At 73.3% G+C, this 21439-nt stretch carries 20 protein-coding genes; 10 read left to right on the forward strand and 10 right to left on the reverse strand.

Annotated features, from left to right (window positions below; all coding sequences use genetic code 11):
* The first annotated feature begins 119 nt into the window (after nt 1-119).
* The gene (locus L3K22_RS00900; protein WP_010550606.1) at nt 120-338 is read left to right on the forward strand and encodes a DUF7455 domain-containing protein; all 219 of its coding nucleotides are present in this window, start codon (nt 120-122) and stop codon (nt 336-338) included.
* Between the two features lie 252 nt (nt 339-590).
* On the opposite strand, the gene L3K22_RS00905 is transcribed toward L3K22_RS00900, so the two are convergent.
* From L3K22_RS00905 to L3K22_RS00925, 5 genes are all read right to left on the reverse strand, one after another.
* A complete protein-coding gene (locus tag L3K22_RS00905) occupies nt 591-1181 on the reverse strand; it encodes a GNAT family N-acetyltransferase (RefSeq protein ID WP_263309743.1) in 591 nt (196 codons plus the stop codon).
* Between the two features lie 86 nt (nt 1182-1267).
* Nucleotides 1268-2659 carry an RNA polymerase sigma factor gene (locus tag L3K22_RS00910; protein ID WP_263309744.1) on the reverse strand — a complete coding sequence of 464 codons (1392 nt, stop codon included), beginning with the start codon at nt 2657-2659 and terminating at the stop codon, nt 1268-1270.
* Nucleotides 2660-2849: 190 nt separating this feature from the next.
* The gene (locus L3K22_RS00915) at nt 2850-3248 is read right to left on the reverse strand and encodes a universal stress protein (protein ID WP_259882828.1); all 399 of its coding nucleotides are present in this window, start codon (nt 3246-3248) and stop codon (nt 2850-2852) included.
* Nucleotides 3249-3291: 43 nt separating this feature from the next.
* Nucleotides 3292-4509, reverse strand: a complete 1218-nt coding sequence (gene metX, locus L3K22_RS00920; protein WP_263309745.1) for a homoserine O-acetyltransferase MetX — start codon at nt 4507-4509, stop codon at nt 3292-3294.
* Between the two features lie 50 nt (nt 4510-4559).
* A complete protein-coding gene (locus tag L3K22_RS00925) occupies nt 4560-5714 on the reverse strand; it encodes a hypothetical protein (RefSeq protein ID WP_263309746.1) in 1155 nt (384 codons plus the stop codon).
* Nucleotides 5715-5874: 160 nt separating this feature from the next.
* On the opposite strand from L3K22_RS00925, the gene L3K22_RS00930 reads away from it, so the two are divergent.
* Entirely contained in the window at nt 5875-7008 is a 1134-nt protein-coding gene (locus L3K22_RS00930; RefSeq protein WP_263309747.1) for a polyprenyl synthetase family protein, read from the forward strand.
* Nucleotides 7009-7059: 51 nt separating this feature from the next.
* On the opposite strand, the gene L3K22_RS00935 is transcribed toward L3K22_RS00930, so the two are convergent.
* Nucleotides 7060-7413: an Rv2175c family DNA-binding protein gene (locus tag L3K22_RS00935; protein ID WP_263309748.1), complete on the reverse strand. Its 354-nt coding sequence runs from the start codon at nt 7411-7413 to the stop codon at nt 7060-7062.
* A gap of 116 nt (nt 7414-7529) precedes the next feature.
* On the opposite strand from L3K22_RS00935, the gene pknB reads away from it, so the two are divergent.
* On the forward strand, nt 7530-9584 hold the full coding sequence (pknB, locus tag L3K22_RS00940; RefSeq protein ID WP_259882834.1) for a Stk1 family PASTA domain-containing Ser/Thr kinase: 2055 nt from the start codon (nt 7530-7532) through the stop codon (nt 9582-9584).
* A gap of 114 nt (nt 9585-9698) precedes the next feature.
* On the opposite strand, the gene L3K22_RS00945 is transcribed toward pknB, so the two are convergent.
* Nucleotides 9699-11096, reverse strand: a complete 1398-nt coding sequence (locus L3K22_RS00945; RefSeq protein ID WP_373317964.1) for a class II 3-deoxy-7-phosphoheptulonate synthase — start codon at nt 11094-11096, stop codon at nt 9699-9701.
* A gap of 109 nt (nt 11097-11205) precedes the next feature.
* On the reverse strand, nt 11206-11940 hold the full coding sequence (locus L3K22_RS00950; RefSeq protein ID WP_263309749.1) for a lysophospholipid acyltransferase family protein: 735 nt from the start codon (nt 11938-11940) through the stop codon (nt 11206-11208).
* Between the two features lie 72 nt (nt 11941-12012).
* Here L3K22_RS00950 and L3K22_RS00955 point away from each other — a divergent pair, with 72 nt between their 5' ends.
* Together L3K22_RS00955 and L3K22_RS00960 are read left to right on the forward strand one after the other, a co-directional pair.
* Nucleotides 12013-12786 carry an alpha/beta hydrolase gene (locus tag L3K22_RS00955; protein ID WP_263309750.1) on the forward strand — a complete coding sequence of 258 codons (774 nt, stop codon included), beginning with the start codon at nt 12013-12015 and terminating at the stop codon, nt 12784-12786.
* Nucleotides 12783-13304, forward strand: coding sequence for a hypothetical protein (locus L3K22_RS00960; RefSeq protein WP_263309751.1), 522 nt, complete (start codon nt 12783-12785; stop codon nt 13302-13304). Before L3K22_RS00955 ends, L3K22_RS00960 begins: the two co-directional genes overlap by 4 nt.
* 84 nt (nt 13305-13388) lie before the next feature.
* Here L3K22_RS00960 and L3K22_RS00965 read toward each other — a convergent pair whose 3' ends face one another.
* Nucleotides 13389-14324: an ROK family glucokinase gene (locus tag L3K22_RS00965; RefSeq protein WP_263309752.1), complete on the reverse strand. Its 936-nt coding sequence runs from the start codon at nt 14322-14324 to the stop codon at nt 13389-13391.
* A 168-nt stretch (nt 14325-14492) separates the two neighbouring features.
* On the opposite strand from L3K22_RS00965, the gene L3K22_RS00970 reads away from it, so the two are divergent.
* The 3 genes from L3K22_RS00970 (at nt 14493) to L3K22_RS00980 (ending at nt 18479) form a co-directional block, all read left to right on the forward strand.
* On the forward strand, nt 14493-16301 hold the full coding sequence (locus L3K22_RS00970) for an AMP-dependent synthetase/ligase (protein ID WP_263309753.1): 1809 nt from the start codon (nt 14493-14495) through the stop codon (nt 16299-16301).
* Between the two features lie 181 nt (nt 16302-16482).
* A complete protein-coding gene (locus L3K22_RS00975) occupies nt 16483-18147 on the forward strand; it encodes a DEDD exonuclease domain-containing protein (RefSeq protein WP_126988566.1) in 1665 nt (554 codons plus the stop codon).
* A 50-nt stretch (nt 18148-18197) separates the two neighbouring features.
* Complete coding sequence (locus tag L3K22_RS00980; RefSeq protein ID WP_010550590.1) at nt 18198-18479, forward strand: Lrp/AsnC family transcriptional regulator; 282 nt, start codon at nt 18198-18200, stop codon at nt 18477-18479.
* Nucleotides 18480-18489: 10 nt separating this feature from the next.
* On the opposite strand, the gene trpD is transcribed toward L3K22_RS00980, so the two are convergent.
* The gene (gene trpD, locus L3K22_RS00985) at nt 18490-19572 is read right to left on the reverse strand and encodes an anthranilate phosphoribosyltransferase (protein ID WP_010550589.1); all 1083 of its coding nucleotides are present in this window, start codon (nt 19570-19572) and stop codon (nt 18490-18492) included.
* 237 nt (nt 19573-19809) lie between these two features.
* Between trpD and ctaE the strand changes: the two genes are divergently transcribed.
* Entirely contained in the window at nt 19810-20544 is a 735-nt protein-coding gene (gene ctaE, locus L3K22_RS00990) for an aa3-type cytochrome oxidase subunit III (RefSeq protein ID WP_100199694.1), read from the forward strand.
* A gap of 88 nt (nt 20545-20632) precedes the next feature.
* Entirely contained in the window at nt 20633-21433 is an 801-nt protein-coding gene (gene qcrC, locus L3K22_RS00995) for a cytochrome bc1 complex diheme cytochrome c subunit (protein ID WP_029360453.1), read from the forward strand.
* The last annotated feature ends 6 nt before the right edge of the window (nt 21434-21439 follow it).

Consider the following 21439-nt stretch of genomic DNA (forward strand, 5'->3'; position numbering starts at 1 on the left):
GCGCAGCCGCCGCTCGCGGAGCGCGGCGGCGCGGTCCGGCTCACAGGGCTTTGCGCCCCTGGCGAACCAGGGCTGTGGACGCTCCCGTCGGCGTCCGGGTCGGTGCTACAAATGAGCTCATGAACCTCACTCTTGAAGCCCCCCGGCTCACTGCCCACGACCGCTGCGACCGCTGCGGCGCCCAGGCGTACGTCAAGGTGCTGCTCGAGGCGGGCGGCGAGCTCATGTTCTGCGCCCACCACGCCCGCGCCCACGAGGACGCCCTGAAGGGCATCGCCTCCGAGGTCATCGACGAGACCGAGCGGCTCCACCTCAAGCCGGAGCCTGTCGAGGACTGATCGACGTGCTGCGAGGAACGAGCGGCAGGAGATCAGTCGGACGAGCACGAGACTGATCGACGTGCTGCGAGGAACGAGCGGCAGGAGATCAGTCGGACGAGTACGAGACTGATCGACGTGCTGCGAGGAACGAGCGGCAGGAGATCAGTCTGAACGACACAGGACTGATCGACTCCTCCTCCCCGCTTCCACGAAGGGTGCCCGCCATCATGGCGGGCACCCTTCGTCGTGTCCGCGGCGGGGGGCCGCGCCTCAGCCGCGCAGCAGCTCCTCCGCGCCGAGCACGTACTCGATCCAGGCGCTGTCGCGGCCCTCGCGCGGCTCGCGCTGGCCGGTCGCGCGGAAGCCGAGGCGCTCGTAGACGGCCCGTGCGGAGGTGTTGGTGTCGTCGACGTCGAGGCTCAGCTGGGGCCGGCCGATCGAGATCGCGAGCTCCGCGACGCTGCGCAGGAGCAGCGTGGAGATGCCGCGGCCCCGTGCGACCGGCCGCACCCAGAGCGAGACGATGTGCGAGCGGTCCTCGGGGATCGGGTGCTCCGGCGTGTAGCCCTCGGGCAGCAGGGCGATCCCGCCGAGCACCGTCTCGTCGGCGCGGGCCTGGAGGTGGATCCGGGGCCCGGCGATCTCCTCCCGCCACTGCTCCTCGGTGCGGGAGCGCACCTCGGCGAGGTCGGCCCAGAAGGCGTCCGGGTCGGCCTCGAGCATGTCCAGGCGCAGATCGCGGTGCGCACGCCACTGCTCGGGCAGGACGCGGTGCACCTCGAGGGACAGCGGTGCGGTGTCGTCGAGCGCGGCGCGAACGGGCTCGGCGGTGTGCGGCGCTGCGCCGCGGTGCTGCGACATGGCTCCTCCTGCGTGGTCCGACGGAGGGCGGGCCCGGGATCCACGAAGGATCCCGGGCCCGCCCGATGATGAGAGGTGCGCCCTGATCAGTCCAGGTAGTCGCGCAGCACCTGGGAGCGCGAGGGGTGGCGCAGCTTGCTCATGGTCTTGGACTCGATCTGGCGGATCCGCTCACGGGTGACGCCGTAGACCTTGCCGATCTCGTCGAGCGTCTTGGGCTGACCGTCCTCGAGGCCGAACCGCATGGAGACCACGCCGGCCTCGCGCTCGGAGAGGGTGTCCAGCACCGAGTGGAGCTGCTCCTGCAGGAGGGTGAAGCTCACCGCGTCCGCAGGGACGACGGCCTCGGAGTCCTCGATCAGGTCGCCGAACTCGCTGTCGCCGTCCTCGCCCAGCGGGGTGTGCAGGGAGATCGGCTCGCGGCCGTACTTCTGGACCTCGACGACCTTCTCGGGGGTCATGTCGAGCTCCTTGGCGAGCTCCTCCGGGGTGGGCTCGCGGCCCAGGTCCTGGAGCATCTGGCGCTGCACTCGGGCGAGCTTGTTGATGACCTCGACCATGTGCACCGGGATGCGGATGGTGCGAGCCTGGTCCGCCATGGCGCGGGTGATCGCCTGTCGGATCCACCAGGTGGCGTAGGTGGAGAACTTGTAGCCCTTGGCGTAGTCGAACTTCTCGACCGCGCGGATCAGGCCCAGGTTGCCCTCCTGGATGAGGTCCAGGAACAGCATGCCGCGGCCGGTGTAGCGCTTGGCGAGGGAGACGACGAGGCGGAGGTTCGCCTCGAGCAGGTGGTCCTTCGCGGCGCGGCCGTCGTCCGCGATCATCGTCAGCTCGCGGCCTGCCTTGGTGAGGCGGCCGTTCTTGTCGCGAGAGGACTCGTCGCCCTTGAGCTTCTGCTCGGCGTAGAGGCCGGCCTCGATGCGCTCGGCGAGCTCGACCTCCTGGGCGGCGTTGAGCAGCGCGACCTTGCCGATCTGCTTGAGGTAGTCCTTGACCGGGTCGGCGGTCGCGCCGGCGGTGACGACCTGCTGGGCGGGGGCGTCGTCCTCGGCGGCGTTGTACACGAAGCCGCCGGACTCCTCGACCTTGCGGTCGCCGGGAGAGGCCTTGGGCGCCTCGGCCTCCTCGGCGGAGTCCTCGACCTCGGGGGCCTCGGCCTGATCGGGGGTCTTCGCGGCGGCCTTGGCGCTGGTGCGCTTGGCGGAGGCGCCCCGGCTCGAGGGGGCGGTCTTCTTCGCGGCCGTCTTCTTCGCGGCCGTCTTGGTGGTGGTCTTCGCGGCACCGCCCTCGTCGGTCACGGGGGCACCGCCCTCGACGGCCTCGTCGGTCGTCGAGGCCGCGGCGCTGGTGCTGTTCTTCGCCGCGGTGGCGGTCTCAGCAGTCTTGGAGGAGGTCACAGAGTTCCTTCTTCCGGCGGCGGCCCGGTGCGGGCGGTCCGCCGCACTCGGGCGATCGGTCTTCTCGGCGCGGCTCACGGTGTGCGCCGCGTGTCGCGTTCCCGGTCTGTACCGCGGAAGGGGCGCACGAAGGCACGGTGCCGTCAAGCCTGATCAGTGTAACGCTCTTCAGGGGCAGGTATTCCCGCCCCAGGGTCCAGGGCCCTCGGCTACACGGCACGTGATCGGCGCCTCGTGCCGGCGCATCCCGGGCGGCGCCCGCCGCGGCTCAGGCGGGGTCCTGGTCCTTGACGGTGAGCACAGGGCAGGGCGCGCCGAGCACGACCCTGCGGGCGGAGGCCCCGAGGTTCAGCTTGCCGATCGGCGACTTGCGGCGCAGCCCGATCACCACGAGCTCGGCCTGGACGTCCTCGATCGTGGCGAGCAGGAACTCGCCGATCTCGCGGTCGGGGCCTCGGCGGATCGTGACGCCCTCGAGGTCCGCGCCCTGCTCCTCGAGCTCGGCGCGCACCTCCTCCTCGGTCGCGGCGGCCCCTCCGCTGCCGGGCGCGGCGTGCTGATGGGCGGCGACGAGCAGCGGCGAGCCCGTGCGCTCGGCGTAGCGGATGCCGGCGCGCAGCGCGGCCCTCCCCTGCGTGGACGGGGCGTACCCCACGACGATGGTCACGGAACGTCTCCTCCCTGCGCAGCGGTGCTGCGGCACGGCCAGCTTAGTGGTCCAGCAGGTCGCCGATCCACTTCTCCAGTCCCGGATGGGCCAGCAGGAAGGCGTCGTGCCCGATCGGCGAGCTCGCCAGCTGCCACCGGGCGTCCGGGACGTGCTCGGCGATCTCGCGCACGAGCTCCGGCGGGAAGAGGCGGTCGGAGTCGATCGCGACGACCAGGGTCCGGGCACGCACGCGCCGCAGGGCCGCGCCGGTGCCCTCGCGGTCGCGGCCCACGTCATGGGTGCTCATCGACTGGGCGAGGGTGACATAGGAGTTCGCGTCGAAGCGGCGGGAGAGCTTGACCGCGTGATGGTCGAGGTAGCTGGTCACCTGGTGCCGACCGCTGCCGTCGAGCGGGTTCTCGGGGCCCTGGGAGCGGTTGCCGAAGCGCGCCTCGAGCTCGTCGGCGGTGCGATAGGTGGTGTGGGCGATGCGGCGTGCGATGCCGAGCCCGGCGTGGGGGCCCTCCTCCGGCGGGAGGTGGTAGTAGTCGCCGCCGTGGAAGGCGGGGTCGACCCGGATCGCCGCGACCTGGGCGCTGTTCCAGGCGATCTGGTCGGCGCTCGCGCGGGCCGACGAGGCGATCACGGCGAGGCGCTCGACCTGCTCGGGGTGGGTGACTCCCCATTCGATCGCCCGCACGCCGCCCATCGAGCCGCCGATCACCAGCGCCCAGCGGGGCAGGTCCAGCTCCTCGGCGAGGCGGTGCTCGGCCGCGACCTGGTCACGAATCGTCACCTGCGGGAAGCGGGAGCCGTAGGGGCGTCCGTCGGGAGCGGCGGAGCTCGGTCCGGTGCTGCCCTGGCAGCCGCCGAGCACGTTGGGGGCGATGACGAAGTACCGGTCGGTGTCGATCGGCCGCCCGGGTCCGACGATCTCCTCCCACCAGCCGGGCGTCGGGTGGGACGGCCCGGCGGCGCCGCGCACATGGGAGTCGCCGGTCAGGGCATGGAGGACGAGGACGGCGTTGCCGCGGTCGCGGTCGAGGGTCCCCCAGGTCTCGTAGGCCATCGTGACGTCCTCGAGCACCTCGCCGCTCTCGAGCGGCAGCGCACCGATCGAGGTGAAACGTCGGTCTCCCGCGCCGCGGTCGGGGTGCCATGCCCCGAGCAGGGCGGGGGTCCCCGTGCGGTGCTCGGCCGCGGCGAGGGCGGCGGACCCTCCGTCGCCCTGCGGGTCGGTCGGGGCGTCGGGGCCGCGGTGCTCTCCGAGGAGGGTCATCGGCAGCGTTCCTTCCTGCCCGGCGCGGTGCTCCCGGGCTCCCCCTCCCTTCAGGTGCTGGGCCACCAGGCGGGGAAGACGGGGGTGTCGGTCATTCTCGACAGCAAGGGTGCCAGAGTGGAGTCCGGTTCCCGATGCCGGAGCTCGTCGACGAGGCTCCCCGCGGTCGCGAAGCGGTGGTTCCACCAGGCGAGCAGGACCAGCAGAGCGGTCAGCGCCCGCCACGCAGGGCGCGCCGTGCCGCGCGCGGAGGGCCCTGCGGCATCGAGCGCCGCCGAGGCCACGCAGCGCATATCCTCGAGCAGCACGTACACCCTCCCACCTGCGCAGACGTCCGGATGAGGGCGTCTGGTGGGATCGGCGACGAGCTCCTGGAGGAGGGTCTCGCGGGCGATCGGCGGCGCCCCGCCGTGCTCGACCAGCTGGGCGAGGAGCTCCCAGTGGAGGCGGTCCACGGCGAGCGCCGCGAGCAGCTGCGCGATGTGTTCACACTTCGTCATCCCCTCCGCGCCGACAGCCCCCGGCCGGCCCCGCCGCAGGGCACGGAGGGCCGCGCCGGCCTCGGCGAGGAGGAGGCCGGGATCGGCGGCGGAGGCGAGGTCCGGGGGCGGCAGGTGCAGGGCGCGCCCGATCTCCTCGAGCAGCGGCTCGGGGCGGGCCTCCTGGGGGATGGCTCGCCCGGCCAGGACCGCGCGGGCCGCGGCCTGCGTCGCGGCGAAGTCGCGCAGCGGCCCGACCGGCACGGCCAGGAGCTCCTCGTCCCCGCCCGTCGACGCTCGGAGCTCCCAGCGGCGTCCGTCGGCGGCGCCGCGGAGGCTGAGCAGCTGCGCCCCGCCCGGGCCGAGCGCGGCGGCGGTGGCGGCCACGAGGCCGCCGGCGCGGGCGAGCACCTCGCGAACCAGCGGCTCGAGCACGCTCTGCCGGCCGTCGCCGATCACGATCAGGGCGTGCATCCCCTCCGCTCCCCGCTCGGCGACGAGGCGGACGTGGCGGCGGAGGTTCTCCCCGCCGCACGGAGCGAGGAGGTCGTGCAGGGAGGACCGGGTGATCAGGGGCTGGCGGCCCGGTGCGGCGGTGCCGGACAGCAGCAGGCAGTCCGAGGGGGCCTCGTACAGGCTGAGCCGCGCCTCGGCCAGGAGCTCGGCGGGGTCGTCGGCCGCGCCGAGGTGGCGGCCGGGATCGGCGGGGGTGATGTGCGTCGTCATGCCCCGACCCTGCGCGATCGGGCGGCCGAGCGGGCGGGGGGAGCGCGCCCTGGGGACGGAGCCCCGGTGGGGAGGAACGGTCGCCTCGCGCCCGGGCGCGCGCGGGAGGTCCCAGGCGTGCATGGGAGGATCAGGGGCACCCGTGCGAAAGGACCACTCGATGACCGCTGCCTCGCCGACTCCCCCCGCCGCTCGCCTCTCGGATCTCGACGCGCTGCTCGTCGCCCGGATCGAGGAGGTCACGGCCGCCGAGCTCTCCGAGCGCAGGGCTCAGCTGGGGCGGATCTCGACGGAGAGTGCGGCGCTGGTGGACGACCTCGAGGCCTTCCTCGAGGGCGGGAAGCTGCTCCGTCCCCGGTTCTGCTTCTGGGGCGGGGTCGCGGCGCTCCGCCGGGAGCCGACGGCCGAGGAGGTGGAGGCGCTCGCGAGGCTGGGCGCGGCGATCGAGCTCGTGCAGGCGGCGGCGCTGCTCCACGACGACGTGATCGACCACTCCCCCATGCGGCGGGGACGCCCGGCGCAGCATGTCCGGGCCCAGCGCTCGCACGAGGCCGCCGGGCTCTCCGGTTCCGCCGAGGAGTTCGGCGTCGCGGTCGCGATCGTGCTCGGCGACCTCGCCCTGACCTGGGCGGAGCAGATCGCGGCGGCGATCCCGGGCCCCGCCGCGCGCGTCGCTGCGGCCCGCGCCGAGTTCGAGGCCATGCGCACCGAGGTGATGTCCGGGCAGCACCTCGACATCCTCCACCAGGCGGGCGGCTTCGCCTCCGCCCCCGATGCGGAGCAGGCCGCACTCTCGGTGATCCGCTGGAAGACGGTGCCGTACACCGTGCTGCGGCCCGTGCGGATGGGGGCGGCGCTGATGGGCGCCGAGGATCCGGAGCTCGAGGCGCTCTCCAGCTGGGCGATCGAGGTGGGGACCGCTTTCCAGCTGCGCGACGACCTGCTCAGCGTGGTCGGGGACCAGGACGCCACCGGCAAGCCGATCGGCGGCGACATCGTCGAGGGCAAGCGCACCGTGCTCCTGGCCCGCACCGAGGCGGCGGCCGGCGCCGAGGGACAGCGCCTGCTCTCGCGCGTGGTCGGCGATGCCGAGGCGGACGAGGCGGCCGTCCACGCCGTGCACGAGCTCATGGTCGCGACGGGGGCCGTCGCCTCGGTCGCCGCCGACGTGCGCGCTCGCGCCACCCGGGGCCGGGAGCTCCTGGAGGCCGCCGAGGGGCTGGGAGAGCTGGGCCGCGCCGGGCTCGAGGCCCTCGCAGTGCGTGCGACGGACGTCGACTCGCTGCGGGCCTGAGTCCGGCGCCGACCGGGACGGGACATCCCGGTCGGCCTGCCAGGCGGCGACTCAGAGGGCGAGGGCGAGCGCCCGGCGGCGCACCTCGCCGCGCTGGCCCCGGCGGAGGTGGTCGATGGGACGGCCGGGGAGCGAGTCGTCCCCCTCGAACAGCCAGGCCAGCAGCTCCGCGTCCTCGAAGCCGCCGTCGCGCAGCACGGTGATCGTGCCGGGCAGGTGCGGGGTGATCTCGCCGTCCTTGAGCAGCATCGCCGGCACCATGCGCACCACGGGATCCCCGCGCCGCACGGCGACCAGCTGGCCCTCCTCGATGAGGCGGCGGACGCGCGAGACCTCGACGTCGAGATGCTCGGCGACGTCGGGGAGGGTGAGCCATTCGGTGATGAGGGTGTCCAGGTCGTTCACGGGACCAGAGTGCCACGGCTCCGGCGGCCCGCGCATCCCGTCGACCTCGTCACTGTGCCGCGCGCCGCGTGTGTCGTTCCCCGTTCCGGGGCCCCTCGCCCCATAGATTCGGACCCGTGAGCTCGGCGACGTCGACTTCCCCCGGCATCAGCCTGCTCCTCGACGACCGCTACCGGGTCGAGGAGCCGATCGCGCGCGGCGGAATGGCGACCGTGCACCGCGGGCACGACCAGCGGCTGGACCGCGTCGTGGCCCTGAAGATCATGCATCCCCACCTCGCGATGGACGAGGACTTCCGCCGTCGCTTCGGACGGGAGGCGCGCTCCGCCGCCCGTCTCGCCCACCGCAACGTCGTCGGCGTCTTCGACCAGGGCGAGGACGAGGACCGCATCTACCTCGCCATGGAGCTCATCGAGGGCGAGACGCTGCGCGCCCGGATCGTGGAGCGCGGCCGCCTCACCGTCGGCGAGTCCCTCGAGATCACGGCGCAGGTGCTGGAGGCGCTGGTCGCCGCGCACGGGGCCGGGATCGTCCATCGGGACATCAAGCCCGAGAACATCCTGCTGGACCGGCAGGACACAGTGAAGGTCGCCGACTTCGGGCTCGCCCGCGCGATCGGCGCGAACAACTCCTCCACCGGCGCCGCCCTGCTCGGCACCGTCGCCTACATCAGCCCCGAGGTGGTCACCCGCGGCGAGGCCGACGAGCGCAGCGACCTCTACTCCCTCGGCGTGGTCCTGTTCGAGATGCTGACCGGACGGCAGCCCTTCCGCGGCGAGCAGCCGGTGCACATCGCCTTCCAGCACGTCCATGAGGACATCCCCGCGCCCTCGACGCTGGTCACCGGCATCCCCCGCCCTCTGGACTCCCTGATCACCTGGGCCTGCGCGCGCGGGGTCGAGCAGCGACCCGCCTCCGCTGCGGACCTGCTGAAGGCGGTCCGGGAGCTCCTCCGCACGCTGCCCGCGTCGGCGCTCGCCGCCCGGCCCGAGGAGATCGAGCCGAGCGACACCGGCGACGTCCCCCGCCCCACCTCCTCGCTGGACGAGGTCGCGGCCGAGATCTCCCGCGGCCCGCGCGTCTTCGCGCCCGGCGGCGCCGATGCCGAGACCACCGCGCCGGACGCCGACCCCGGCCGGGAGGCGGAGGACGAGGACGGGACGGACGCCGAGGAGCCCGAGGGCGCCGCCGCCGAGGAGGACGAGAGGACGCGCAGCCTCGTCGTGCGCGCTCCCCGCGCCCGGCGCGGACGGCACCTGCCCGTCGGCGCGCGCCGCCGCTCCCGGCCGATGGCCGCGCTCGCCGCGCTGAGCCTCGTGGCCGTGCTGGCGGGCGGGGCGTGGACCGGCGCCGACTGGTATCTCGAGACCGGCCCCGGGGCCGACCGGACCGTCCCGCTCGTGACCGGCACCCCGCTGCAGGACGCGGAGGCGGAGCTGACCGCCTCCGATCTGACCGTGCGGACCCAGGAGCGCTTCGACGACACGGTCCCGGCCGGGCACGTGATCTCCGCGGAGCCCTCGACCGGCACCACCCTGAAGAAGGGCAGCGACGTCCACCTCGTGGTCTCCAAGGGGGTGGAGACCTTCCCCGTCCCCGCGCTCGAGGGCACCGGCCTCGAGGAGGCGCGCGAGCAGGTCGAGGCGCTCGGGCTCGAGCTGGTCGAGGACGAGGCGGAGTACTCCGAGACCGTCCCCCAGGGCGTGGTGATCTCCCAGTCGGCCGACGCCGAGGCGCTTCCCGAGGGCGGCGAGGTCCACGTGGTCGTCTCGCAGGGCCGTCAGCCGCTGTCCGTGCCGGACCAGACCGGCGCCCCCGCGGCCTCGGCGCGCTCCACCCTCGAGGCGGCCGGGTTCCGGGTCACGAGCGCGGAGGCGCACTCCCCGTCGGTCCCGAAGGGCTCGGTGATCTCGCAGTCCCCCGCCTCCGGCACCCTGCACCGCGGGGACACCGTCCACATCGTCACCTCGCTCGGCCCCGAGATGGTCACGGTCCCGGACGTCTTCAAGAAGCCCGAGGCCGAGGCCCGCTCCGCCCTCGAGGCGGCCGGGTTCACGGTCGAGGTCGTCCATGACAAGGGCGAGCCGGTCTTCGGCCAGGTCTACGAGCAGACGGCCGCGGCGGGAAGCCAGCAGGCCAAGGGCTCGACGATCACGATCAAGGTCTTCTGAGCCCCGGAGCCGGGGCGTCGAAGGTCCGGCGCTCGCGCCTCCCGCGCACGACGACGGCGCCGCCCCGATCGGGGCGGCGCCGTCGTCGTCGGGCTGCCGGAGGTGCGGAACCGCTCAGCGGCGGGAGAGCATCTCCGCGACGAGGAAGGCGAGCTCGAGGGACTGCTGATGGTTCAGTCGCGGGTCCACGAGGGTCTCGTAGCGGCGGGTGAGGCCCTCCTCGTCGATCTCTCCGGTGCCGCCCAGGACCTCGGTGACGTCGTCGCCGGTGAGCTCCATGTGCAGGCCCGCCGGGACGGTTCCGAGCTCCTGGTGCACCTCGAAGAAGCCCACGACCTCGTCGAGGATGTCCTCGAAGCGGCGGGTCTTGTAGCCGTTGGAGGAGGTGATGGTGTTGCCGTGCATCGGGTCCGTCACCCAGGCGACCTGGGCGCCGGAGTCCCGCACGCCCTCGACCAGCGCCGGGAGTCGGTCACGGATCTTCCCGGCGCCCATGCGGGTGATGAAGGTGAGACGGCCCGGCTCGCGCTCGGGGTCGAGGCGGTCGATCAGGCGCAGCGCGTCGTCGAGGGAGGCGTCGGGGCCGAGCTTCACACCGATCGGGTTGCGCAGACGGGACATGAACTCCACGTGCGCGCCGTCGAGCTGGCGGGTGCGCTCGCCGATCCACAGGAAGTGGCCCGAGCAGCCGTAGATCTCGCCGGTGCGGGAGTCGATGCGCGAGAGCGCCTCCTCGTAGTCCAGCAGCAGCGCCTCGTGGGAGGCGTAGAACTCCACGACCTTCAGCGCGTCGAAGTCCGCGCCGATGGCGTCCATGAAGCGCACGGCCCTGTCGATCTGTCCCGCGAGCTCCTCGTAGCGGTCGTAGCCGACGCCCGAGGAGGTGAAGCCGCGGTTCCAGGAGTGGACCTCGCGGAGGTCCGCGAAGCCGCCGTTCGTGAAGGCGCGCAGGAGGTTCAGTGTGGAGGCGCTGGTGGTGTACGTCTTCCACAGGCGGCGCGGATCCGGGATCCGGGCCTCCTCGGTGAAGGCGTACTCGTTGACCGCGTCGCCGCGATAGGTGGGCAGGGTCACGCCGTCACGGGTCTCCTCGTCGGCGGAGCGGGGCTTGGCGAACTGTCCGGCCATCCGGCCCATCTTCACCACCGGCACGGAGGCGCCGTAGGTGAGCACGGCCGCCATCTGGAGGATGGTGCGGATCTTGTTGCGGATGCGATCCGCGGTGGAGTCCGCGAAGGTCTCGGCGCAGTCGCCCCCGGCGAGCAGGAAGGCCTCGCCGCGGGCCGCGGCGGCGACGCGCTCGCGCAGCACGTCGACCTCGCCGGCGAAGACCAGCGGCGGCGCGGCGCGCAGGTCGTCGAAGACCTGGGCGCGGGACCCCTCGTCGGGCCACACGGGCTGCTGCACGCGCGGGAGCTCGCGCCAGGCGCCGAGCGCCGCCAGGCCGTCATCGGCCGAGGACAGCGAGAAGTCGTGGGCGCGGGCGGGGGCGTCGGGGCTGAATGGAGTCACGCCGACAGGGTAGCCAGTTCCGCACGGGTGCGTGCCAAGGGACCGGTCGCTGGGCAGTGCGCGGCCCGTCGCGGGCACGGCGCAGGCCCGGCGGGAGTCCGTCAGGGGCTCAGCGCCGTCGGCGCCGGGTGCCGGAGGGGTTGGAGGCGGCCTGCTCCGCGCGCAGCCTGCGCTTCACGTCGCTCGCGTACTCCGGGGCCCGCTCCTGCCCGGAGAGCGCGGCGATGCGGTCCATGACCTCGTCGGTCACGGCGCGCAGCCGTGTCGCCTCGTCGGCTCCGGGATGGCGGGCGAGAACTTCCGCGGGATCGAGCGGCGCCCCGACCTCCACATGTATGCGGGGTCGACGGCGCGGGAAGTACTTCCGTCCCCGCTGCGCCTCGAAGGCGCCGATCATCGCGACCGGCACGATCGGCGCCTCCGCCGCGAGGGCGAAGCGCGCCACCCCCGTCTTCCCGCGATGCAGCCGGCCGTCGGGGCTCCGGGTCCCCTCGGGATAGATGCCGAGCACGTCGCCGCGGGAGAGCACCTCGAGCCCCGCCTGGATCGCCGTGCGCGCGGCCCCGCCGCCGCTGCGGTCCACGGGCATCACGTGCAGCCCTCGCATCACCGCGCCGGCCAGCCGCGCGATCGGCGAGCGGCCGGAGAAGATGTCGGACTTGCCCAGGAAATGCACGCTGCGCCGCACCTGTCCGGGGAGGAACACGGTGTCGGCGTAGGTGAGATGGTTCGACGCCAGGATGACCGGTCCCTGCACGGGGATGTTCTCGTGGCCGCTGAGCGTCGGTGCCCACACGGCCCTCACCACCGCCATGACGAAGGGCTTGGCGATCTCGTACAGCACGTCGGCCCTCCTGCGGGCGCTCGAGGACGGGGCGAGGATGCCCCGGACGGAAGCGGATGCGACGATGTCCCCATGGCGTTCAGCGAACTGTCCCGGCCGTGGCGCGCGCGGGGTCACTCTAACCCGCGCGGCGGGCTCCTCCTGTGCCACGGGTTCACCGGCTCGCCGCAGTCGATGCGTCCCTGGGCGGAGCACCACGCCGCGCTCGGCTGGGAGGTCGAGCTGCCGCTGCTGCCCGGCCACGCGCGCACGGAGCAGGACCTCGCGCGCACCAGCTGGCAGGACTGGTACGGGTGCGTGCGCGAGGCGGCGCTGGAGCTGTCCGGCGAGCTCGGGCCGATCGCGGTGGGCGGGCTGTCGATGGGCGGGAACCTCGCCCTCGCCCTCGCCGAGGACGAGGAGCTCGCCGGGGCGATCTGCGCCGTGGTCGCGGTGAACCCGGGGATGACGCTGCCCCGGATCGCGGCCGCGGCCGATCTGATCGCCCCGGTGGTGCGCACCCTGCCCGGGATCGGGTCGGACATCGCGCGCGAGGACGCCTCCGAGGAGGCGTACGAGCGGGTACCGGTGCGTGCCGTCGGCCATCTGCGCCGGCTGTTCCGCCGCACCCGCGAGGGTCTCGGCGCCGTCCGGGCCCCGCTGCTGCTGGCGACCTCCCGCGTGGACCACACCGTCCCGCCCTCCGACAGCGACCTCGTCGCCGCCCGGGTCCGCGGGCCCGTCGAACGGCTCTCGCTCGCCCGGAGCCACCACCTGGCGCCGCTCGACCACGACGCCCCGCTGCTGTTCGAGACCTCGGCCCGGTTCCTGGACGCCCATGTCCCCGTCCCCGAGGGGTCCCGATGAGCGGGGAGGACGGCCGCTCCCCCGAGCCCCGTGACGTCGACGCGGAGTTCGCCCGGATGCTGCGCGACGAGGGGCTCGCGCTCGGCCCCGGCAGGGCGCCGCGCGAGCCGGCCGCGCCGGAGGACGAGGACGGCCCCGGCCGCTTCGCCGCCGAGGAGGACGAGGACGGGCCGTCGACCGAGGAGGCCCTGCAGGAGTCGCGCCGACGTGCCCGGGAGGCGCATCCCGCGAGGGGGCCGCGGGACGCCCCGCCGCGTGAGCTGGACGACGACGACGTGCTCTACGGCGACTTCGACCCGCCGGACCCGGACCTCCCCCAGCCCTCCTCGGCGGTGCTGTGGTCGTGGACCGCGCTGCTCGGCGGCTTCGTGCTCCTGCTCGCCGTGACGCTCTCGGCCTCGCTGCCCTCCGTGCTCGGATGGGCCGGCGGCGCCGCGTCGCTCGGCGGGATGGTCTCGCTGCTGCTGCGGCTGCCGCGCCGCCCTCGCGACGAGGGGGACGACGGCGCCGAGGTCTGAGCCGGCCCCCGCCGGCCCGGCTGCGCTCCCCGCCTGCGCGGCTGCGCTCCCCGCCTGCGCGGCTGCGCTCCCCGCCTGCGCGGCTCAGCGGGCGAGGTCCGCGGCGCCGACGATCCCGGCACGGTTCCCCATGCCGGCGAGCACGAAGGGTGCCAGGGGCCGGTGCGCGCGGGCGGTGAGGCTCGCGGAGTACGCCTGTCGGGCGGGATCCAGCAGCAGGTCCCCGGCGGCCGAGACGCCGCCGCCGACGACGATCACGTCGGGGTCCAGCAGCGCGGAGATCGTCGCCGCGCCGCGTCCGAGCCAGGTCCCGATCTCGGCGATGAGCTCCCGCGCGCCCGGGTCCCCCTGCTGGGCCAGTCGCGTGACGAGCGGGCCGTCGATCGCACGCCGGTCCCCGCCCGCGGCCTGCACCAGCGGACCGAGCAGCGGGTCGCCGCTCGCGGCCCGGCGCTTCGCGGCGCGCACGAGCGCGGTGCCGGCCGTGTACTGCTCGAGGCAGCCGCGCAGCCCGCACCCGCACCACTGACCGTCGGGCACCGCGGTCATGTGGGCGACCTCGCCGGCGAAGCCCGCACTGCCGCGCAGCAGGACGCCCTCCATCACGGCCGCGCCGCCGAGTCCTGTGCCGACGGTGAGCATCAGCATGTGGCGCGCCTCCCGGGCCGCGCCGAAGCGGAACTCCGCCCAGCCGGCCGCGTTCGCGTCGTTCTCGACGACGACCGGGAGCCCTGTGAGGCGCTCGAGCTCGTCGGCGAGGGGGTGATCGCGCCAGGCCAGGTTCGCGGCGAAGGTCACGGTGCGCCGGTCCGCGCCGATGAATCCGGCCGCGCCGACGCCGATCCCGCCGACGGCGTGGTCGCCGCGCAGCTCCGCGACCGCATCGGCGACCGCGGCCTCGAGCAGCGCCGGGTCCGTCGCCGGCGTGCTGCGCGTGGTCGCGGCGATGATCTCGCCGTCCTCGTCCACGACCCCTGCCGCGATCTTCGTGCCGCCGATGTCGACTCCGATGGAGAGCATCCGTCCCTGCCTCGTTCGCCTGCGCGCCGCGCGCATCCGGTCGTCGCGCAGCTGTCGCGCTCATCGTAGTGGCGCACTGCCGTAGACTCGGCCCGACCCCACCAGCGCTTCCGGCCAGGTCGTCCGGTACGCCGGTCATGTGCACCCCGCCGGATCGAAGGAGATTCGATGAAGCAGTACACCACGCCGCCCCAGCATCACAGCAGCCCCGACGAGAACGCGACGGACCTGCTGCTGGGGCGTCTCAGGGCGCATCCCTCCGTGCCGATCTTCGAGCTCGCCCAGGAGGGCGGCGGCTACCGTCCGATGCGGACGTCCGACTTCGTCGAGGACGTCAAGGCGGTCGCGAAGGGGCTGATCGCCTCCGAGGTCGCCCCGGGCGATGTCGTCGCGATCCTCTCCCGCACCCGCTACGAATGGGCGCTGGCGGACTGGGCCGTCTGGTGGGCCGGCGGGGTCAGCGTCCCGATCTACGAGTCCTCCTCCCCGAGCCAGATCCAGTGGATCGCCTCGGACTCCGCGGCGAAGTTCGCCCTCGTCGAGTCCACGCGCCACAAGGAGGACATGGAGTCGGTGCGCGGCGAGCTGCCGGCTCTGCAGCGCATCGGCGTGCTGGAGGACGGGATCCTCGAGGACCTCAGGGAGCGCGGCGCAGGGATCAGCGACGAGGAGCTCGAGTCCCGGCGCACCGCGCGCCGTCTCGACGACGTCGCCACCATCATCTACACCTCCGGCACGACCGGCCGTCCCAAGGGCGCCGAGCTCACGCACGCGAACTTCGTCGACACCACCCGCAGCGCGGTGACGCTGCTGGGCGAGAAGGTGCTGCCCAGCGGCTCGCGCCTGCTGATGTTCCTCCCCATGGCGCACGTCTTCGCCCGTCTGATCACGGTGCTCGCCGCAGCCTGGCCGGTCACCACGGCCTTCACCCCGGACACCAAGAACCTCCTGCCCGACCTCGCCGCCTTCAAGCCCACCTTCCTGCTCGCCGTGCCGCGCGTGTTCGAGAAGGTCTACAACGGCGCCGAGGCCAAGGCGATCGCCGGCGGCAAGGGCAGGATCTTCGGCGCCGCCGCGAAGACCGCGATCGACTACTCCACGGCGCTGGCCGACGGGAAAGTCCCGCTCACCCTCTCGCTCAAGCACAAGCTCTTCGACCGTCTCGTCTACGGCACGCTGCGCGAGGCGATGGGCGGTCAGGTCAGGTGGGCGGTCTCCGGCGGCGCCCCGCTGGGCGCGCGGCTGTCCCACTTCTTCCGCGGCATCGGCGTGACCGTGCTCGAGGGCTACGGCCTCACCGAGACCACGGCGCCGATCTGCGTGAACCTGCCCTGGGACGTCCGCCCCGGCACCGTGGGACCGCCCCTGCCCGGCTCCTCCGTCGCGATCGACGACAGCGGGGAGCTGCTGGTCAAGGGCGTGATGGTGTTCAAGGGCTATCACAACAACCCCGAGGCCACCGCCGAGTCCCTGAAGGACGGCTGGTTCCACACCGGTGACCTCGGCTCCCTCGCCGACGACGGATCGATCACGATCACCGGACGCCGCAAGGAGGTCATCGTCACCGCGGGCGGCAAGAACGTCTCCCCGGCGCAGCTCGAGGACCAGCTGCGCTCCCACCCCCTGGTCAGCCAGTGCGTGGTGATCGGCGACCAGAAGCCCTTCGTCGCCGCGATCCTCACGCTGGACGCCGAGATGCTCCCGACCTGGCTGAAGAACAACGGCAAGCCGGAGATGAGCCTCACCCAGGCCGCGGAGGACGCGGAGATCCGCGCCGAGCTGCAGAAGGTGGTGGACCGGGCGAACGAGTCGGTCTCCCGGGCCGAGTCGATCCGCTCCTTCGTGGTCATCGACTCCGACTTCACCGAGGAGAACGGCTATCTCACGCCCTCGCTGAAGCTCAAGCGCAACGTGGTCGTGAAGGACCTCGCCCCGATCATCGAGAAGATCTACTCCGCGCCCAAGCCCCAGGGCTGAGCGCGGGCGCGCCTCCCGACGGCCGACGGGCCCCGGCACCCCGGCGGTGCCGGGGCCCGTCGTGCGTCGTGGGGCCCGTCGCGCATCGCGGGGCCCGTCGTGCGTCCGGGCTCGTCGCGGACCGGTGCCCGCGCAGCCTCCCGACGTCCGGCTGTCGGGGCCGCGTCGTAGCCTGTCCCCCATGCCCGCACGCCGTCAGCTCAGCTTCGAGGACCTGGGCACCCCGCTCGCGGAGGCGACGCTGGTGGTGGTCGATCTCGAGACCACCGGGACGGATCCCGCCGCGGACGCGATCACCGAGATCGGCGCGGTGAAGGTGCGCGGCGGCGAGGTGCTCGGCGAGTTCCGCACCTTCGTGGACCCGGAGCGTCCGATCCCGGCCTACATCGCCTCCCTCACCGGCATCTCCGATGCGACCGTGCGCGGCGCCCCCTCGATCCGGACCGTGCTGCCGATGTTCCTGGACTTCGTCGGGCCCGAGGCCGCGCTGGTGGCCCACAACGCCCGCTTCGACATCGGCTTCCTGCGCGCCCGCGCTGCCGAGTGCGCGCTGGAGTGGCCCGCGCCGACCGTGCTGGACACCCTCGCACTCGCCCGGACGGTCTTCCGCCGCGACGAGGTGCGCGATCACAAGCTCTCGACCCTCGCCGCCCATGTCGGGGCGGCGGTCACCCCGGACCACCGTGCCCTCTCGGATGCCCGCGCGACGGTCGACGTGCTCCACGCGATCATCGCCCGGCTGGGCCCGACCGGCGCCTCGACGCTCGAGGACCTCGGCACGGCTCACCGCCGGGCCAAGCCCGTGCAGCTGCGCAAGAAGCACCTCGCGGCCGACGTCCCCTCGGTCCCCGGCGTCTACCAGTTCCTCGATGCGCACGGCTCGGTGCTGTACGTCGGCACCTCCCGGAACCTGCGCTCCCGGGTGCGCACCTACTTCACCGCGAGCGAGACGCGCCGCGCGATCCTGGACATGCTGCCGCGCGCGGAGTCGCTGCGCGTGATCGAGTGCGCCACCGCCACCGAGGCCGCCGTGCGCGAGCTGCGGCTGATCGCGCAGGAGAAGCCGCCCTCTAACCGGCGCGGGCTGCGCCCGGAGGCGGCACACTGGCTGCGGCTCGGGCCGACGGGCGAGGGGCTGCGCGGGGCGCGGCTGGCCCGTACGGAGGCCGACGGCTCGGCGCACATCGGCCCCCTCGCCTCCCGGCACGACGCCCAGCCGCTGCGCGGGCTGCTCACCGACGCGGTCATGGGGCGCGGTGCCGCGCTGGAGGCCGATCCCGCGCGCAGCGCCGCCCCGTCGAGCGGGCATCACGAGCGGCTGCGCCGCGCCATGGTCGCCGACCCGCGCGAGGTGCTCGACCATGCCGCCTCCCGGCTGCGCGCCCACGTCGACGCGGGACGCTACGAGGAGGCGGAGAAGCTGCGCCGACTAGCTCTCGCCTATCTGGACGCCGCCCGTCGCGCCTCCCGGCTGCGCGCCCTCGCGGAGGTGCCGCTGCTCATCGCGGCCCGGCCCAGCACCGAGGCCGTGATCGGCGGACGCGGCTGGGAGCTGCTGGCCGTGCGCTACGGACGGTTCTCCGGGACCACCCTGGTGCCGGCGGCGAAGGACCCCCTGCCCTTCGCGCGTTCCCTGGCGATGACGGGGACCGGCGAGGCCGAGCTCGCCGCGCCCCTGTGCCAGGGGTATCACCAGGAGGCCGAGATCCTGCTGGGGTGGCTCGAGGGCGAGGGCGTGCGCACGGTGCTGTGCGAGGGGTCGTGGCAGGTGCCGGCCCGGGCCCGCTTCGAGGCGGAGCACCTCTCCCGGCGCTTCGCCATGACCTCGACCGCTCCGGGGGAATAGGCTCACGGGAGAAGCCGCTCGGCGCCCCCGCGCCCGTCGAAGGAGAATCCATGATCACCGCCATCGTCTCGATCGTCGTCGACCCCCAGCGCATCCCCGAGGTCGCCGAGGCGATCGTCGACATCGACGGGATCGAGCAGGTCTACTCCGTCACGGGCGACGTGGACCTGATCGCGGTGGCCCGTGTGCGGAACCACGAGGACCTCGCCGGCGTGATCGCCGGCTCGCTCAGCCGGGTCGAGGGCGTCCGGGACACCACCACCAACATCGCCTTCAAGACCTACTCGAAGCGGGACCTCGACGCCGCCTTCGACCTGGGTCTCGAGGGCTGAGGGAGCGCGCTCAGCCGTTCGCGGCGAGCGACTCCTGGGACGCCGCCGCCCAGCGCGCGAGCAGCGTCGCCGGCGCCCCGCTGTCGAGCGTGGAGACCGCCTCCGCGTGGGCGGCGCGGAAGCGGTCCTCGAAGCCGTCGGCGGCCGGCTGTCCGATGCCGTCGTGGGCGAGGATGCCCGCCGCGGCGTTCAGCAGCACCGCATCCCGGATCGGGCCCATCCGCCCGTCCTTCGCGCCCGCGTAGAGGTCACGGGCCACCTGTGCGTTCTCCTCGGCCGTGCCGCCGCGGAGCGCGTCGTGGGGGCTGCGGGGGATGCTCAGCAGCGCCGTCGGGTCCAGCAGGTGCGAGCGCACCTCCCCGCCGCGGACCTCCCAGACGTCCGAGGAGACGCTCACCGTGAGCTCGTCCAGGCCGTCCTGACCGCGGAAGACGAGGGCGCTGGTGCCGCGCGAGGCGAACACGCCGGCGACGGTCGGGGCGATGGCCGGATCGGCGACCCCGACGGCGCTCGCGAGCGGCCGCGCGGGGTTCGTGATCGGTCCCAGGATGTTCATCACGGTGGGGATGCCCAGGCCCTTGCGCGCCTCGGCGGCGAAGCGCATGGAGGGATGGAACACCTGCGCGAAGAGGAAGGTCATGCCGACCTCGCCGACCAGGCGCTCGACCTCGGGCACGGGGAGGTCCAGCCGGACGCCGAGCGCCTCGAGCACGTCGGCCGAGCCCGAGCGCGAGGTCGAGGCGCGGTTGCCGTGCTTGACGACGGTGCGGCCGGACGCGGCGATCACGACCGAGGCCATCGTGGAGATGTTCACAGTCTGCGCGAGGTCGCCCCCGGTGCCGACGATGTCGATCGCATGCCGCTCCACCGCGACGGGACGGGCATGGGCGACCATCGAATCGGCCAGAGCCTCGAGCTCCGTGCTGCTGACGCCCTTGGCCTGGAGCGCCACGAGGAAGCCCGCCAGCGGGACGGGACCCGCCTCTCCGGTCATGATCTCGTCCATCGCCCAGCTCGCCTCGGCGTGCTCGAGATGCTCGCCGCGCACCAGGCGCGCGGTGAGCCGGGACCAGGTCGGGGTCTGCTCGCTCATGCCTCGATCATCGCACCTGCGAGCGGGTGCACCGTCGCCCTGGTCACGGATCGGATCACGGAACGGTCACGACGCACGCACATGGTCGATCACCTGGGCGTATCGACGCGTGTCCTGGTTCGTGACAGGCCGTCAGGAGGGCTATGCTGGCACGGTCCGCCCGGGGCGCAGGCCCCGCGATGTGCTCGGTCGTCGTGAACCGACACACCGAATCTGACGACACGACATAATGGTGACGTGACTACTGCGACTCTGCCTGTGCGCTCCTCCCCCGCTGCCGCCCCAGCGGTCGGCCGCCCGAACCCGACGCAGATCGGCACCCTCGTCTGGCTCGCCAGCGAGCTCATGTTCTTCGGCGGCCTGTTCGCGATGTACTTCACGCTGCGGTCGTTGGCACCGGAGACCTTCGCCGAGGGCCAGTCGAACTTCACCCATGGCTTCGCGCTGCTGAACACCTCGATCCTGGTCTTCAGCTCCGTCACCTGCCAGATCGGCGTCTTCGTCGCCGAGGGCCGCTTCCCCTGGGGGCAGTCCTTCTCGCCGCGCAAGCGCCGCGAGGGCTCGATCTTCAACATCGCCGGCTGGGGGATGATCGAGTGGTACACGCTCACCTTCATCCTCGGCGCGATCTTCGTCTCGGGCCAGGCCTACGAGTACGCCGAGCTCATCCACAGTGGCGTCACGATGTCGTCCTCGCCGTTCAGCTCGGTCTTCTACCTCGCCACCGGCTTCCACGGCATCCACGTCGTCGGCGGCCTGATCGCCTTCCTGATGGTGCTGATGCGGGCCTACGTCGCGGAGAAGTTCACAGCGCACGAGCAAATCTCCGCGATCTGCGTCTCCTATTACTGGCACTTCGTCGACGTGGTCTGGATCGTGCTCTTCTTCGTCGTGTACATGCTCGACCCGATCCTGACCGGCACCTCCTCCGGCCACGTGGTCCCGGTCGACTTCGACTGGACGATCTTCTGATCCGCGCAGCGGCCCCCGGGCCCCAACGCACCCCCCCCGAACTCCTGTCCCTCCCCGCCCGCCCCCTCCACGAATCGAGGTCCGAACCGTGAAGGCTCTCGCCGCACGTCGTCATCACCCGATGGCGCTACTCGTGATCCTGCTGCTCGCGCTCGTCGCGACCGGCGGGCTGTACGCGGCCCTGCAGCCGCAGGCGGCCCAGGCCGAGGCCTACACCGACAGCGAAGTCGAGCAAGGTCGTGCCCTCTTCCTCGCCAACTGCGCGACCTGCCATGGACTTGATGCCGCGGGTCTCAGCGACCCCGACGGTCAGACCCTCGGCCCCTCGCTGATCGGCGTGGGCGCCGCCGCCGTCGACTTCCAGGTCGGCACGGGCCGCATGCCCATGCAGGCCTCCGGCGCCCAGGCCCGCCAGAAGCCGCAGCAGATGAACGAGGAGCAGACCCGTCAGCTCGCCGCGTACGTGGCCTCGCTCGGCCCCGGCCCGTCGGTGCCGGACGAGGAGTGGCTGGACACCAGCAAGGGCAACGCCGAGCGCGGCGGCGAGATCTTCCGCATGAACTGCGCCATGTGCCACAACGCCGCCGGTGCCGGCGGTGCGCTGACCCGAGGCAAGTACGCCCCGCCGGTCGTGGGCGTCGAGGGCAAGCACGTCTACGAGGCCATGGACACCGGTCCCCAGAACATGCCGGTCTTCAACGAGACCAACCTCTCGCCCGAGGACAAGCGGGACGTCATCACCTACCTCGAGACCCTCGAGGAGACCGGCTCCCCCGGCGGCATCTCCCTGGGCTCCCTCGGCCCCGTGACCGAGGGCCTGTACGCCTGGACGATCATCCTGTCCCTGCTCCTCGGCGCCGCCGTGTGGCTGGGGGCGAAGGCCAAGTGAATGCGA

The organism is Brachybacterium atlanticum (assembly GCF_025669985.1).
GTDB classification, from domain to species: Bacteria; Actinomycetota; Actinomycetes; order Actinomycetales; family Dermabacteraceae; genus Brachybacterium; species Brachybacterium conglomeratum.

What these genes read in the sequence shown, in the direction of transcription:
- trpD (WP_010550589.1), bottom strand. Translation starts at nt 19,572, where the DNA reads ATGAGCGAGCAGACCCCGACCTGGTCCCGGCTCACCGCGCGCCTGGTG.
- L3K22_RS00965 (WP_263309752.1), bottom strand. Translation starts at nt 14,324, where the DNA reads ATGCTCTCCATCGGAGTCGACATCGGCGGCACGAAGATCGCGGCAGGG.
- L3K22_RS00980 (WP_010550590.1), top strand. Translation starts at nt 18,198, where the DNA reads ATGATCACCGCCATCGTCTCGATCGTCGTCGACCCCCAGCGCATCCCC.
- L3K22_RS00960 (WP_263309751.1), top strand. Translation starts at nt 12,783, where the DNA reads ATGAGCGGGGAGGACGGCCGCTCCCCCGAGCCCCGTGACGTCGACGCG.
- metX (WP_263309745.1), bottom strand. Translation starts at nt 4,509, where the DNA reads ATGACCCTCCTCGGAGAGCACCGCGGCCCCGACGCCCCGACCGACCCG.
- L3K22_RS00970 (WP_263309753.1), top strand. Translation starts at nt 14,493, where the DNA reads ATGAAGCAGTACACCACGCCGCCCCAGCATCACAGCAGCCCCGACGAG.
- L3K22_RS00930 (WP_263309747.1), top strand. Translation starts at nt 5,875, where the DNA reads ATGACCGCTGCCTCGCCGACTCCCCCCGCCGCTCGCCTCTCGGATCTC.
- L3K22_RS00900 (WP_010550606.1), top strand. Translation starts at nt 120, where the DNA reads ATGAACCTCACTCTTGAAGCCCCCCGGCTCACTGCCCACGACCGCTGC.
- L3K22_RS00955 (WP_263309750.1), top strand. Translation starts at nt 12,013, where the DNA reads ATGGCGTTCAGCGAACTGTCCCGGCCGTGGCGCGCGCGGGGTCACTCT.
- L3K22_RS00925 (WP_263309746.1), bottom strand. Translation starts at nt 5,714, where the DNA reads ATGACGACGCACATCACCCCCGCCGATCCCGGCCGCCACCTCGGCGCG.
- L3K22_RS00975 (WP_126988566.1), top strand. Translation starts at nt 16,483, where the DNA reads ATGCCCGCACGCCGTCAGCTCAGCTTCGAGGACCTGGGCACCCCGCTC.
- L3K22_RS00905 (WP_263309743.1), bottom strand. Translation starts at nt 1,181, where the DNA reads ATGTCGCAGCACCGCGGCGCAGCGCCGCACACCGCCGAGCCCGTTCGC.